This is a genomic window from Amycolatopsis sp. M39, assembly GCF_001651785.1.
GTDB lineage: Bacteria > Actinomycetota > Actinomycetes > Mycobacteriales > Pseudonocardiaceae > Amycolatopsis > Amycolatopsis rubida.
On sequence record NZ_LWSF01000039.1, the window covers coordinates 38,832 to 52,285 of the forward strand.

The 13,454-nt window shown below is 69.0% G+C and carries 10 protein-coding genes and 1 pseudogene; 4 read left to right on the forward strand and 7 right to left on the reverse strand.

The features are described from left to right. Nucleotides 1-23: 23 nt before the first annotated feature. Both A4R44_RS42890 and A4R44_RS42895 read right to left on the reverse strand, forming a co-directional pair. Nucleotides 24-471, reverse strand: a pseudogene (locus tag A4R44_RS42890) (roadblock/LC7 domain-containing protein). After that, entirely contained in the window at nt 468-3,548 is a 3,081-nt protein-coding gene (locus A4R44_RS42895) for a nitrate- and nitrite sensing domain-containing protein (protein ID WP_198545666.1), read from the reverse strand. Before A4R44_RS42895 ends, A4R44_RS42890 begins: the two are co-directional and overlap by 4 nt. Nucleotides 3,549-4,248: 700 nt before the next feature. Here A4R44_RS42895 and A4R44_RS42900 point away from each other — a divergent pair. Genes A4R44_RS42900 through A4R44_RS42915 form a run of 4 tightly spaced genes read left to right on the forward strand, consistent with a single transcriptional unit; the run spans nt 4,249 to nt 7,667 of the window. Then, nucleotides 4,249-5,211: an ABC transporter substrate-binding protein gene (locus tag A4R44_RS42900; protein ID WP_067594829.1), complete on the forward strand. Its 963-nt coding sequence runs from the start codon at nt 4,249-4,251 to the stop codon at nt 5,209-5,211. Nucleotide 5,212: 1 nt separating this feature from the next. Beyond that, complete coding sequence (locus A4R44_RS42905) at nt 5,213-5,980, forward strand: ABC transporter permease (protein ID WP_067594799.1); 768 nt, start codon at nt 5,213-5,215, stop codon at nt 5,978-5,980. Further along, nucleotides 5,977-6,801 (forward strand): ABC transporter permease, encoded by an 825-nt coding sequence (locus A4R44_RS42910; RefSeq protein ID WP_067594802.1) that lies wholly within the window; start codon nt 5,977-5,979, stop codon nt 6,799-6,801. Before A4R44_RS42905 ends, A4R44_RS42910 begins: the two co-directional genes overlap by 4 nt. Nucleotides 6,802-6,815: 14 nt before the next feature. Next, entirely contained in the window at nt 6,816-7,667 is an 852-nt protein-coding gene (locus A4R44_RS42915) for an ABC transporter ATP-binding protein (protein WP_067594805.1), read from the forward strand. Nucleotides 7,668-7,682: 15 nt separating this feature from the next. Here the strand turns inward: A4R44_RS42915 and A4R44_RS42920 are convergent, their stop codons facing one another. From A4R44_RS42920 to A4R44_RS42940, 5 genes are all read right to left on the reverse strand, one after another. After that, entirely contained in the window at nt 7,683-7,928 is a 246-nt protein-coding gene (locus A4R44_RS42920) for a hypothetical protein (RefSeq protein WP_067594808.1), read from the reverse strand. A gap of 434 nt (nt 7,929-8,362) precedes the next feature. Beyond that, a complete protein-coding gene (locus tag A4R44_RS42925) occupies nt 8,363-9,580 on the reverse strand; it encodes an acyl-CoA dehydrogenase family protein (protein WP_067594811.1) in 1,218 nt (405 codons plus the stop codon). A 101-nt stretch (nt 9,581-9,681) separates the two neighbouring features. Next, nucleotides 9,682-11,322, reverse strand: coding sequence for a protease pro-enzyme activation domain-containing protein (locus tag A4R44_RS42930; protein ID WP_067594814.1), 1,641 nt, complete (start codon nt 11,320-11,322; stop codon nt 9,682-9,684). A 325-nt stretch (nt 11,323-11,647) separates the two neighbouring features. After that, the gene (locus A4R44_RS42935; RefSeq protein WP_067594816.1) at nt 11,648-12,325 is read right to left on the reverse strand and encodes a copper homeostasis protein CutC; all 678 of its coding nucleotides are present in this window, start codon (nt 12,323-12,325) and stop codon (nt 11,648-11,650) included. 3 nt (nt 12,326-12,328) lie between these two features. Next, nucleotides 12,329-13,454, reverse strand: a 1,126-nt coding sequence (locus A4R44_RS42940; RefSeq protein ID WP_232792050.1) for a sensor histidine kinase KdpD, incomplete at its 5' end; no start/stop codon positions are given.

Sequence of the window (13,454 nt, forward strand, 5' to 3'; positions counted from 1 at the left end):
TACTCCTGTAGTCCTAGGTCCGCCTAGCGACGGACCGCAGCGCCCTGCAGTTGTGCCCGCATCTCCGGTGTCAGCTGCTGACCGANCCACCAAGCCGATGTCGCTCTCCGGCGAGCCCAGCACCGCGAGGCACGAGCCGTCGGACACCGACATCAGGAAGAGAAATCCGTTCGCCATCTCGACCACGGTCTGCGCGACCGGGCCGCCCTCGAACACCTTCGCCGCCCCGCGCGCGAGGCTGGTCAGCCCCGAGGCGACTGCCGCCAGCTGGTCCGCCCGGTCCTTCGGCAGCCCGCGCGAAGACGCGAGCAGCAGACCGTCGGCCGAGACGACCACCGCGTGCGCCGCACCGGGCACCCGGTGCACGAAGTCCGTGATCAGCCACGCGAAGCTGCTCGCCGCGCTGCCGCCGGCCTGCCTGCCGTTCGGCTGCACCGAGCCGCCTCCCGGCTGCACTCCCGCCCGTGTCACTCTCGCTCCTCACTGCTGTCGCTCACATACCCGGCCCCGGTGACGCGAACCCCGTCGTCGTCGAGCCGGGCTTCCGGCGGCCGCTCCTTCAGCGCGTGCCTGCCGGACTTGTACCCACGCTGGAAGCTTGCCATCCGGCTGCGGGCAGCCGTCGCCGAGCGGGTCATCGCACCCGTTCCGGGCATTCCGGCGGTCGCGTCGGTGAACGAGTTCTGCGCCTGCGCCGGTTCCGGCGCGTTGCCGATCGAGCCGGGGACCAGGTACGCGTTGGGCACACGCTTGGGCAACCCGGCGGACGTGACCTCCTCGTTCTTGGCTTCGAGCAGCGACTGCGCCGCCTGCCATCCCTCGTCGGAGACGCTGTGCCAGCTGTCGTCCTCCGGCTCGTCGGAACCGGGGTAGAGCGGCGTCGACTCCAGCCGCTTGCTCGCCTGCCGCACCGGCTCGACCGGAGTCTCGTCCCGCTGCTCCGGCTCGGCGGCCGGAGCCTCGGCGGCTTCCGGCTCCGGTTCCGGAGCGGCCGACTGCGGCGTTCCGGTACCGGCTTCGCCGTCCTCGCCCTCGCTGAACCAGCGCGACAGCACCGACTGGTAGATCGGCAGCCGCCGGGTGGGCACGTCGTCCTCAAGCGCGGCGGAACCGTCCGGCTCGGCGGGCGGCTGCTCCTTCGGCGCTTCCGGCGCGACGTACTTCGGCTCCCGCTTCGGCAGCACCAGCGGCGGGAATTCGGTCTGCGCCAGGCTCGCGCCCTCGCCGTACGACTCGCGAGTGAGCGGCGCGAGGTCCTCCGCGGTCGGCCACGCCGGGGCCTCCGAGGCGGGCGTGGCCGGGCTGAGGAACGGACCGGCCGCGCGGTTGCCCGCGACGAGGTCGTCGAGGCTGATCGGCTGGTCGAGCGGAACCAGGCCGCCGTTCTCGGACGCTGCGCCGGAGCCGGTCGAGCCCATCGCCTCGGTCAGCTCGGCGGCCGCGGGCGGCGGCGCGAGCGGAAGCGGGTTCGACGGTTCCGGATCGCGGTTCAGCGGCGGGAGGCTCGGGTGCGAGACCTCGTTGCGGTTCGGCGGCGGCGGGGTGTTCCGCATCACCGGGGATGCGGTCCGGACCTGGGTGAGCAGTTCGACCGGGACCACGACGCGGGCGATGACGCCGCCTTCGATGTCCTCGTTCTCGCGCAGCCGCACCTCGATGCCGTGCCGCTGGGCCAGCCGGGCGACCACGTACAGACCCATTCGCCGGGTCACCGACACGTCCAGGTCCGGCGGATCGGCGAGCCGTTCGTTGACCTCGGCGAGGCGCTCCTCGCTCATCCCGACGCCGTGGTCGGTGACCTGGATCGCCAGCGCCTTCTTGCGCGTGATGACCGCGCGAACGGTGATCTTGGTTTCCGGTTCGGAGAAGTAGGTCGCGTTGTCGAGCAGTTCCGCGAGCACGTGCACGAGGTCGTGGATCGCGAGGCCCTGCACCGCGACCTCGGGCACGATGCCGATCTCGATGCGGGCGTACTGCTCGATCTCCGACACCGCCGCGCCGATCACGTCGGCCGCCGGCACCGGCTTGGGCACCGACTTCGCGAGGCCCGCGCCCGAAAGCACCAGCAGCGATTCGCCGTTCCGGCGCAACCGGGTCGCCAGGTGGTCGAGTTCGAACAGGCTCGCGAGATGGTCCGGGTCCTGCTCGTCGGCCTCGAGCCGGTCGATGACGCCGAGCTGGCGTTCCACCAGCCGCTGCGACCGCCGGGAGAGGTTCACGAAGATGCCGTTGACGTTCTCGCGCAGCAGTGCCTGTTCGGCGGCCATCTTGACCGCCTGCTCGTGCACCACGTCGAACGAGCGCGCCACTTCGCCGATCTCGTCGCGGGTGAGGACCGGAACCGGGTCGACCGCCTTCTTCGAGGCGTTGACCGGGTCCGGGTCGTCCAGGATGGCCTGCACGGTTTCCGGCAGCCGGGTGTAGGCGACGTCCAGTGCGGTCTTCCGCAGCACTCGCAGCGGGCGCAGCATCAGCCGGGCGATGACGAGCATCAGCATCAGCGCGGCAATCAGCGCGGCGAGGACGATGACCCCGCCGACCCAGGCCGAGCGCACCGCGTTGCTGGCCAGTTCGTCGGCCTGGGCACGCAGTTGGGTCAGCAGGTTGACCTCGACCGCGCGCAGCTTGTCGGCGGCGACCGTGGAGTCCTGGCCGAGCTTGGCGCCGTCGAGGTTGAGCGGCTGGCTCTGCTGGGCGAAGGAGAACGCCTGCGTCTGCAACCGCCGGCGCTCGTCGACCTCGGGGCCGGAGTAGGTGTCGTTGTAGAGCTGGACCTGGTCGCCGGTGGCGTTGGCGAGGAACGCGGTGATCGACGCGTCGCCACTGGCCTCGGCGGCCCGGGTCTCGTCGATCAGGTTGCCCGGGAAACCGTCCCGGAACGCGGCGATCTGCAGCGCGGAGTCGCCGCGGAGGATGTACTCCTTCGCCTCGCTGATCGACTGCGTGCTCGTGCCGAGGCGGAGCAGGTCGCGGTTGGTGGTCGCGGTGGAGACCTCGCGGCCGAGCTGGATCAGCGAGTCGAGCACCGAGGAATAGGTGTCGAGCACCGCGCGGTCGGAGTAGGCCGACGTGGTCATCGCCGCGCGCAGCGGGCGCAGCGCGTCGAGACGCTGGAGGCCGTGCGCGTAGCGGTCGCTGGCCGCCTGGTCGTCATTGTCGAGGTTGACCGCGGCGTTGCGCAGGTCGTCGACGTCCCGGTCGACCTTCGCCATCTGCGCGTCGAGGCCGGTCTGGCGCAGCGGGTCGCCGGAAGAGATCCGGACCACGGCCAGCGCGCGCTCGCGCTGCAGGTCGTGCACCACCGCGGTGACCTTCTCGGCGAAGGCGACCTGGTTGGCGGTGTGGTTGAGGTCGACCGCCGACTGCACGTCGTCGACCACGCGCAGGACACCGAGCACCAGCGCGGTGATCGTGGGGATGAGAAGAATGAGCGCGAGCTTGGACCGCAATCGCCAGTTGCCGAGCGCGAGCCAGGATCGCTGCTGCGCGGTCCCCGCGTTCTCCTGAGCGGAGGCCTCCCCTGCCCCCGCGGTGTCTTCGTTCGGCACCGCCGCACCACCGTCCGGGCCCGAGGGGCCCGTTGATTCCGAACCTGCCGTGCTCGTGGCCACTACGCGCACGCTCCCGGCAGGTAATCCGCCACCTGAGTGGTCTGGACCGCGTCCCGGACTGTTACACCCTTTCGAGTGAAAAGATCGACTTCGCGGTGCGGCTGCCCGTCGCCTCGGGCGCGGAATCGGTTCAGGTCTGGCATGACGTTCGGTCCCCGCACGTGGTCGATCTCTTAGTCCGTTCGGCCGAGGCCACCCCGCACCGGCTCGTCGCCGGCGTGCGCGGAGAGCCTTTTCCCAAGTCCCGGCTCTCACTACATCGGTGGTCCACACCTCACATTGCAGGAGCAGAGGGTAGCGAACGCCTGGCCCATTTGTAACCCTCCAGAAGTTGCCCGGAGAGCACCCAGGCAGCGGATCAAGGCCCATCGGGCATCCACGGGTCGTTCACTTACCCCGGCATACCAGCGGATTCGATCACCTGATCGAGTGACGAGTGCCACTTCTGAATCGTATATGAACACCCATTGTGAGTGATCGTCCTGGTTCTCTACAGTAGCCGCGTGACTCCGGACAATGAGCCACCTTCCCCCCGCGTCCATGCCAGACGCGGGCCCATTTGCTAGGAGCGACCTTGTTTGATGAAGCGGTGAGCAGCCGGCGCGATTACGGCAGGCGCGGGTTCCTGTCGCTCGCGATGGCGGGCGGCGTGGCCTTGACTGCCAGCGGATGCGGCCTGCTGGGCGGATCGGACGATTCGGGCAGCTCGAAGGGCGGCTCCGGGGTCGAGAAGGCCAAGATCAAGGTCTCGATCATGCCGACGATCGACGTGGTGCCTTTCCACCTCGCGGTCCAGAACGGCTACTTCAAGAACGAGGGACTCGAGGTCGAGGCCGTCGACGCCGCCAGCGGTGACGCGTCGCTGCAGAAGCTGCAGGCGGGCGAGGTCGACATCGCCTACTCCAGCTACACGCCGTTCTTCATCGCCAAGAGCAAGGGCGCCGCGGACATCAAGCTCGTCGCCGACGCCTCCTCGGCGGGCCCGAAGAGCACCGAGGTCGTGGCGATGCCGAACAGCAACATCAAGAACGTGCACGACCTGGCGGGCAAGCGGATCGGGATCACCGCCACCAACACGATTTGCGACACCCTGACCAAGTCGGTCATGCGCGACAACGGCGTGAGCTTCAACGACGTGCAGTGGGTTTCCCTGCGGTTCCCGGACATCGGCCCCGCGGTCAAGCGCGGCAACATCGACGCGGGCTTCCTGACCGAGCCGTTCATCACGCAGTCGGCGAAGGTCAACGGGACGGTCGAGGTCATCGACACCGCGTCCGGGGGCACCAAGGACTTCCCGACCGCGGGCTACGGCTCGCTCGGCAAGTTCACCGACGCCAACCCGAAGACCGTCGCGGCCTTCCAGCGCGCGATGCTGCGCGCCACCAAGGAATCGGCCGACCGTTCCAAGATCGAGCCGCTGATGATCCAGTTCTCGAAGGTGGACGAGGCGACCGCGAAGATCACGAACCTGCTGACCTTCCAGTCCACTTTGGACGCCCGGCGCATCCAGCGGGTGCCCGACCTGCTGCAGCAGTTCGGTTCCATCCAGTCCAAGATCGACGTCCAGTCGATGATCGTCCCGCAGGCGAACGCGTCCTGACGTGCGCCTCGTCCGGAACCTGACCGGCCTGCTCGGCTTCCTCCTGATCTGGGAGGCCGTCGTGCGGGCCGGTCTGATCGACCAGAACGACCTTCCCCCGCCGACCGTGGTGTTCGCCCGGATCGGCGAACTGTTCGGCGACGTCGAATTCGTCCGCGACGTGGTCGCCTCGGTGCTCGCGTGGCTGATCGCACTGCTCATCTCGATCGCCATCGCGGTCCCGGCCGGTCTGCTGCTCGGCAGCGTCCGCTGGCTGCGCGACGCGACCAAGGCGATCGTCGAATTCCTGCGGCCGATTCCTTCCGTGGCACTGATTCCGCTGGTGCTGATCGTCGTCGGCGGCGGCCCGGAAGCGAAGATCACGCTGGCTGTGTACGCGGCGGTGTGGCCGATTCTCTTCAACACCATTTACGCGCTGGCCGAGATCGACCCGCTGCTGCTGGAAACCGCGCGCACGTACGGAACTCCGCGTTCGCGGGTGCTGACCTCGGTCGCGCTGCCGCACGCCGCGCCGTTCGTGTTCACCGGGATCCGGTTGTCCGCCGCGATTTCGCTGATCCTGGTGATCAGCACGGAATTCCTGGCCGGGGCGAAACTCGGCATCGGGCAGTTCGTGCTCGAAGCCAGTTCCGGGCCGGGCCGGATGGATCTGGTGCTCGCCGGAACGGTGGTCGCCGGGCTGCTCGGCTACCTCGTGAACGAGGGCCTGGAACGACTGGGCAATCGGCTGTTCCGCTGGAGCAGCGCTGTCGAAGGAGCCGCCGCGTGAGTGTGGTCGAGAAGCCCTCCACCGTCACGCGCCGGGTGAGCCGCGGCCTCAGCGGGTTCGCCCGCAAGTGGCTGCTGTTCGCGATTCTGGTGGTGCTGTGGGAGATCGCGACGCAGCTGAGCGAAAGCGTGTTCTTTCCGCCGCCGTCGAAGATCGCCGCCGCGGCCGCGAAACTGTGGTTCTCCGGCCCGGTCTCGCACCTGTTCCTCGGCGACCCGGTGTTCGACCACATCCTGCCAAGTCTCGGCAGGCTGCTCGGCGGCTGGCTGCTGGCGGTGGTGATCGGCGTCGCGCTCGGCACCGCGCTCGGCCGCTCGCGCACCGGGATGGACTACGTGGGGCCGCTGTTCGCGTTCTTCCGTGCCATTCCGCCGCCCGCGCTGGTGCCGGTGTTCATCATCCTGTTCGGCATCGGCCCTGGCATGCAGACCGCGACGATCATCTTCAGTTCGCTGTGGCCGGTGCTGATGAACACAGTGGACGGTGTCCGCTCGGTCGACAAGGTCAAGGTCGAGACGGCCCGCGCGTTCCGGACGCCGAAGCGGTACTGGATCGGGCTGGTCGTGCTGCCCTCGGCGCTGCCGAAGATCTTCGCCGGGCTTCGGGTGTCGCTTTCGATCGCGCTGATCCTGATGGCGATCTCCGAACTGGTGGGGGCGCTCAACGGCATCGGCTACGCGCTGCTCGCCGCCCAGCGTTCGTACGACTTCGACCAGATGTGGGCGTGGATCGTGCTGCTGGGCATCCTCGGGTACGCGTTCAACGCCGCGCTCCTCGGCATCGAACGCCGGGTGCTCGGCTGGCAGCCCGGCCGGAACTAGGAAGGTTTCCCGTTATGTCGACCATGCTCGAGGTCTCCGGCCTCAGCCACCGCTACGGCAGCGGCGAGTCCGCGCACGTCGCGGTCAACGAACTGTCGTTCACGGTGGAGACCGGGCAGCTGGCGTGCATCGTCGGCCCGTCCGGCTGCGGCAAGTCCACCCTGCTGCGCGCGATCGCCGGCCTGATCCCGCCGACCGCGGGCACGGTGAGCCTGCACGGCGACCGCGTCACCTCGGTGCCGGACGATCTCGCCGTGGTGTTCCAGGACTACAGCCGTTCCCTGTTCCCGTGGCTGTCGGTCGCGAAGAACGTGGAATTCCCGCTGCGCTGGAGCAAACTCGACAAGGCGACCCGGCGTGCCCGGGCCGCCGAAGCGCTTGAGGCGGTCGGCCTGTCGGCCGCGGTGCACAAGTACCCGTGGCAGCTTTCCGGCGGCATGCAGCAGCGGGTGTCGATCGCCCGCGCGCTGGCGAGCCGCCCGGCGCTGCTGCTGATGGACGAGCCGTTCGCGTCGGTGGACGCGCAGACGCGGTTCGAACTGGAAGACCTGCTGCGCCGGGTCCAGGTCGAACAGGGCACGACGGTTTTGCTGGTGACGCACGACATCGACGAGAGCGTGTACCTGGGCGACCGGGTGCTGGTGCTGTCGAAGTCGCCGGCGCGGATCGTGGCGGATCTGAAGGTGGACCTGCCTGCTCAGCGGGACCAGATCACCACGCGGGAATCGACGGAATTCGTTTCGCTGCGCGGTGAAGTGGCCCGGTTGCTGCACGGTCCGGCAGTGCAGGCGGCGGCTGATCTGGCGGAGCAGGAGGCGGCGGAGGCTGCTGCTTCCGAGACTGCCGTCGTTTCGGAGAAGAAGTAGTCACCGCTTCGGGAACTACACCGAGACGTCGGCAAGGGCGTCGAGGGTGCCGGAATCGAGTTGCCCGGCAACGGTTTCCGTCTCCGCGACCACCGTCGCCCGACCGTCCACACAGGACTGGAAGTGGTGGCCGGAGAAGTGCGCGCCGTCGAGGCCGAGCAGGGCGGCACCAAGGGGTTTGATGTCCCCGCTGCCCTGCGCCTCTTCGACCTTCTTGCCGCCTTCGGCCTCGCTCTTCTTCGGAAACCCCCGCGCGGGCAACGGAAATCACCGCGGCGTTGCCGTGCCCGTCACCGACAGCGAAGAGGTTGCGGCCAGTGGAGCTCAGCACGTAGTCGATCTCGTGTTTCGCCGCCTGCTTGAGCTGTTTGAGTGTGAAGCGGCTGAAGGTTTCGTCCTCGCTGATTGGACTTCTCGCCCTCAGCCTTGCGCGTATTGAGGCTCCGGTCAGGCAGGGAATCCGCGACGTCGCCAGCAAGGTTTCCGGGCAACGCCGTCGCGGCCGGCCCGGACCCCACACTCGCGGAACCGCCGATCCCGGCCACCGTGCTGCCTCGGACGGCGGCGACCACTGCCACCCCGGCCACGAAGACCTTCGGTTATCGGGACGACTCGTCCGTCTTCGAGCGCCCGGAAGCGCTCAAGATAGCCTCTGAGCAGCGAAAACTCACCCGATTCCATCCGGGTTCACCCGTTCAGCCCTGAGCGCGGGAATCCGGCCCGGTCTCGTCCGGACCGATCTCCGGCAGCGTCCGCACGCCCAGCACGTTCGCCCCCACCAGTTTCCGGGTCGCCAGGTTGCCCATCGGCATGAACGTGCTCGCCTGCACGTCCCGCCACATGCGCTCGAACGGCAGCGCCTTCGTGTAGGACATGCCGCCCAGCGCGTCGACCAGCCGTTGCATCACCTGGACCGCGTTGTTCGCCGCCGCGTACTTCACCACCGCGCTGCGGGCCACGCCGTCCTGGATGTCCCCGGTGAACAGGCGGCGGCTCGTCACCTCGTCGGCCTGGCGGTAGATCAGCGCGCGGGAGCTTTCCAGCAGGATCTGGCATTCGCCGATCACGTCCTGCAGCACCGGGTCCTCGGCCTTGCCGCGCCGGATCAGCGTCTGCACGGTCCAGTCGAGCGCGCCGGCCGCGATTCCCGTGTACACCGCCGAGAACGCGGGCATCGCCCAGGCCCAGACGGTTTCCAGCACCCGCGAGTCGAGGTGTTTCACCGGCAGCGAGTGCACGACCGCGGCGTCCTCGACGAATACCTTGTCCAGTTCGACGTCGTTGCTTTGGGTGCCGCGCATGCCCATGGTGTTCCACGTCTGGTGGATCGTGACGCCCGGCGCGTCCAGCGCGATCTGGCACAGCAGCAGCCGCGGGCCGCCGTCGGCGTCCTCGTAGCGGGCGGTGGTCGAGCAGTGCGTGGCGACCGCCGAGTTGGTCGCGAAGCTCTTGCGACCGGACAGTTCGAAGCCGCCCTCGACGCGGACCGCGCGGGTCTTCGCGTCGGTCATGTCGTTGCGCAGGCCTGTTTCGCTGGTGATCGACGCCCAGACCAGTTCGCCGTCCACCGCTTTGCGCAGCAGTTCCGCCAGCCGGGGCGCCTTCGTGCGCCGCCAGACGCTCGCCCACTGGCCCAGCGGCGACAGGTGCATCGTGAACGCCAGTGCGGTCGCGCCGTCGCCCATCGCCAGCCGTTCCAGCACCGGCAGGATTTCCGTCAGCCCGGCTCCGGAGCCGCCCAGTTCTTCCGGGACAGAGAGCCGGAGGAAGCCTGCTTCGCGCAGGTCGTCGTAGTTCTGGTGCGGAAAGGTGTTGTCCCGGTCGTGCACCGCCGCGCGCTCGGCGAAAATGTCCGCGAGCTTGGCGGCGCGGTCGACGAGGGCCTGCTGCTTCGGCGTCAGGAGAGGCTGCACCCGGCCATCCAAACAGCGTCCCGGATCTTGGTCAATCGGCCGAACGCTCGTGCGTGGCGATCCCGGTTCTCACCGGGATCGCCACGCACGGCAACCCGCGCTCAGCCGATCAGTGTGGACAGTCCGGAGCCGTTGAACGACCCCCAGCCCGTCGTCTGGTCATACCCCTTGCCCGCCGAGAAGCCGGTGGTGCCGTTGAAGGTGTTGTTGCCGGTGGTCACATCGTGGAAACCGGAACCGTACGAGGAACCGTTGCCGATGCTGTAGAACTTCGCGTTCAGGTTGCCGAGGCCGCCCTTGTGGACCTCGTTCTGCAGCGCGGCGAAGCCCGCCCACAGCGGCGCGGCGCCCGAGGTGCCCCACACGTTGCCGGTCTGTCCGCCGGAGATGATCGTGTACGCCGAACCCTTCGCGGCGTCCCCGGCGACGTCCGGGACCTTGCGCTTGGTCGTGCTCTGCTTGGACTGCCACGACGGCGCGGCGAAGATCGTCGAGATGCCGCCGCCGCCCGCTCCGCCGGAAGCGCCGTCGTTCCACGTCGTCTCGCTGCTGTAGCCGTTCGACGAGTTCACCGTCAGCTGCGTGCCGCCGACGCCGGAGACGTTCGGGCTCGACGCCGGGAAGTCCACGGCCTGGGACTTGCTGCCGGTCTGGCGGGCGCAGTCGGTGGTGCCGTCGTCGCCCGCGGCGGCGAAGTAGCTGATGCCCTCGGCGGTGCCGGTCGCGAGCGCCTTGTCGACGCTGTTGGCCGCGGCCGAGCCTTCCGCCGCCTCGCAGGAGCCCCACGAGATCGAGACCACGCTGACCTTCTTGTCCGACGCGATCTTCTGGTACATCGCCAGCTCGCCCGCGTTGGAGTTCGGGGCCTCGTACACGTAGTCGTTCGCCGGAGCGGCGAGCGCGTGCACGACCTCGATGTCCAGGTCGACTTCGGTCTCGCCGTCGCCGGGGCTGGAGTCGTAGTTGGCTCCGTTGACCGAAACCGTGCTGACCGAACCGGCCTTGAGGCTGTACTTCTTGTCGTAGGCGGTGATGTCGGACTTCTGGTAGCCGTCGAACTCGACGAAGCCGACGTTCACGCCAGCGCCGGTGGCGGACAGGCCGCTGGTGCCGTACGCGGTCTTGAGGATGGCCGGCGTCACCGGCTTGACCGCGCGGGGTGCCTGCGCCGGCTTGGCGTGGTGCTTCACCGCGTGATTGTCGAGGCCGACGACCGAATCGACCACCGCGGACACCGAAGCGGGCAATTCCGGCGCGGAGTCGTTCGCGTAGAACTTCCGGCCGGTGACCGTGTCGGTGTAATTGCCGATACGCGTATGGAAGGCGGATTCCAGCTGTCCGGCAGTTGCCGAGAAGGTGATCGCCTGCCGGTTTCCGGAGACCTCAATGCCCTGCGCACCGCTACGTTTGAGGAAATTCACCGCCTGATCGGCTTCGGCTTGCGTTGGACCGAATGCAGCAGTGAATTGCTCCGGCGAGAGGAACCGGTGGTATTGCGGCGAGGCCGGGTCCTGCACGTCGGTCAGGAAGCGGGCCAGCGCCTGCTGGTTGTGCAGCTTGAGCGACAAGGCGGCGGGAATCTGCTGCTCAGCGGCGACATCGCCGGACCGCGCGCTGGCGGCGAGCGGTGCGGCGTTGCCGGAAAGGGCGACCAGCGGATCGGCATTCGCGACGCCGGCCACGGACAGGCACAGCAAGGCCGGCAGCGGAACCGCGGCGGCGACGAGCTTGCGCAAGCGCATGAGAATTCCTCTCGGGAGGCGGGGGCCGGGCCGGCTAAATCGCGGTACCAACCCGTATCACCGACCCTAAAAAACCGCCCGAAACAAAGAAACCTACTTTTGGCTGGCCTTAACCCGGTTGGTTTGTTTTCCACTTGCACGATTTATGACTGATTCCCACCGCAATGTCCCGGCAAATCCGGAAACCGTCGGACGTCGGAAGGCGGAAGGCCCGGACATTCCGGACCGCTTGCGCGCACACGCGCACTGTGCTCGTCAAGCAAAGAAGGGAACCTTGCCGGAATTGGAATTCCCGGCGAGGTTCCCTTCCGGAACGGACTAGGCGTCAGCCTTTGACGAGTTCGGCCCACTCGCGCACGGCCGCCACGTCCACCGGAGCATCCCAACCGGACGGACGCACCGCGCCGCCGACGTGGAACCCACGCACCCCGCCCGCCCGCAGCAAATGCACCTGCTGCGCCCGCAGACCGCCGCCGACTAGCAGCGCGGGGCCATCGGTCCGCCGAGCCAGCTGCTGCAGCACCGACAGTCCACTCGCGACACCGTTCGCGTGGCCCGCCGCCAGCACGGTGTCGCAGCCGAGTTCGGCCAGCACGTCGTACGCGGCGATCGGGTTGCGCGAGCGGTCGATGGCGCGGTGGAACGTCCACGGCCGCCCGTCGATCTCCTTCAGCAGCGCACGGCACGCTTCGGCGTCGACCTCGCCGTCCTCGGTCAGGAAACCGAACACGAACTCCTGCGCACCCGCGGACACCAGCCGGGCCGCCGAAGCGCACAGCTCGTCGATCGCGCGAGCGTCGAAAGTGTTCTCCGCGCGCAGCATCACGCGCACCGGCAGATCAGTGGCCGCGAGCACCTCGCGCACCGTCGCCTCGCTCGGAGTGAGCCCGTCGCTAGCCATGTCGGAGACCAGTTCGAGCCGATCCGCTCCGCCCTCTTGCGCCCGCTCCGCGTCGTGGCGGCCCAGCGCGATCACTTCCAGCAGGGCGGTGTTCGAACTCATGCCTCATCCGTTTCGATCCAGTGGCGGGGTGTCTTCCCCCCTGGCGTGCCTGCCGCGCCGGAAGCCGCCTTGCAGGCTCGTCATCCGGGCGCGCACCGCGTCGGGGGAAAGCGAGAGTATCGGCCGCGGCTCCGGCTCCGCGGCGGGGCCGCCCGCCACGTCGGCGACCCGCAGGAACGGCCAGGTGTCCTCGGCCCCGTCCTCTTGTTCCAGGTGCTCGGGCGACGGCCACTGCGGTTGTTCCGCGTGCGCGGACGTCGGCCACTCCGGGGGCGCCTCGTCCGGGTCGTCGGCCGGGAACTCCGGCGGCGTTTCGCAGGTGTGCTCCGGCTCGAACGCGGGCACCTCGGGCATCGGCGCGACCACGCGCGGCTCCGGCGCCGCCGGCTCCTCTGCCGGCGCCGAGAGGTCGAACCAGCGAGACAGCACGTCGCGATAAGCAGGCATCCGGTCCGTCGGCGCGTCGATCTCCAGATGCGACCGCGACGCAGGCCCCGGCCACGGCGGCACCTCCTCGACCACCGGTGCGCGCCGCAGCGGTCCGGCGTCGTCGAGGGTCGGCGCGACCAGTTCGGCGGGCTCCGCCGGCTCCTCGGCCGGAGCCAGCGGCGCGAGCGGGGCCAGCAGCTCCGGCTCGGACGCGGGTTCCGGTTCGACCGGAGCGGGCGGCTGCGGCAGCGACGGGGCCTCGGTGATCAACGCCGCCGGGACGACGACCGTCGCGGTGAGCCCGCGTCCCTCGGCCGGGCTCAGCCGCACCGCGATGGCATGCCGTTCGGCCAGCGTCGCGACCACGAACAGGCCCATCCGGCGCGACACCTCGACGTCGACCTCCGGGGGATGCGCCAGCCGCGCGTTGGTGCGGTCGATCTCCGCCTGCGGCATGCCCGCGCCGCGGTCGGTGATCTCGATCCGCCACGCCCCCTCCGGGGTCCGCGCGCTTTCCACGGTGACCGCTGTCTGCGGCCCGGAGTACCGGGTGGCGTTCTCCAGCAGCTCGGACACCACGTGCACCAGGTCGTTGACCGCGTCGCCGCGCACCGCGAGCGCGGGAGCCGGGCCGATCTCGATCCGCTGGTAATCCTCCACTTCAGACAGTGCGGCCCCGATGATCTCGTCGGCCACCACC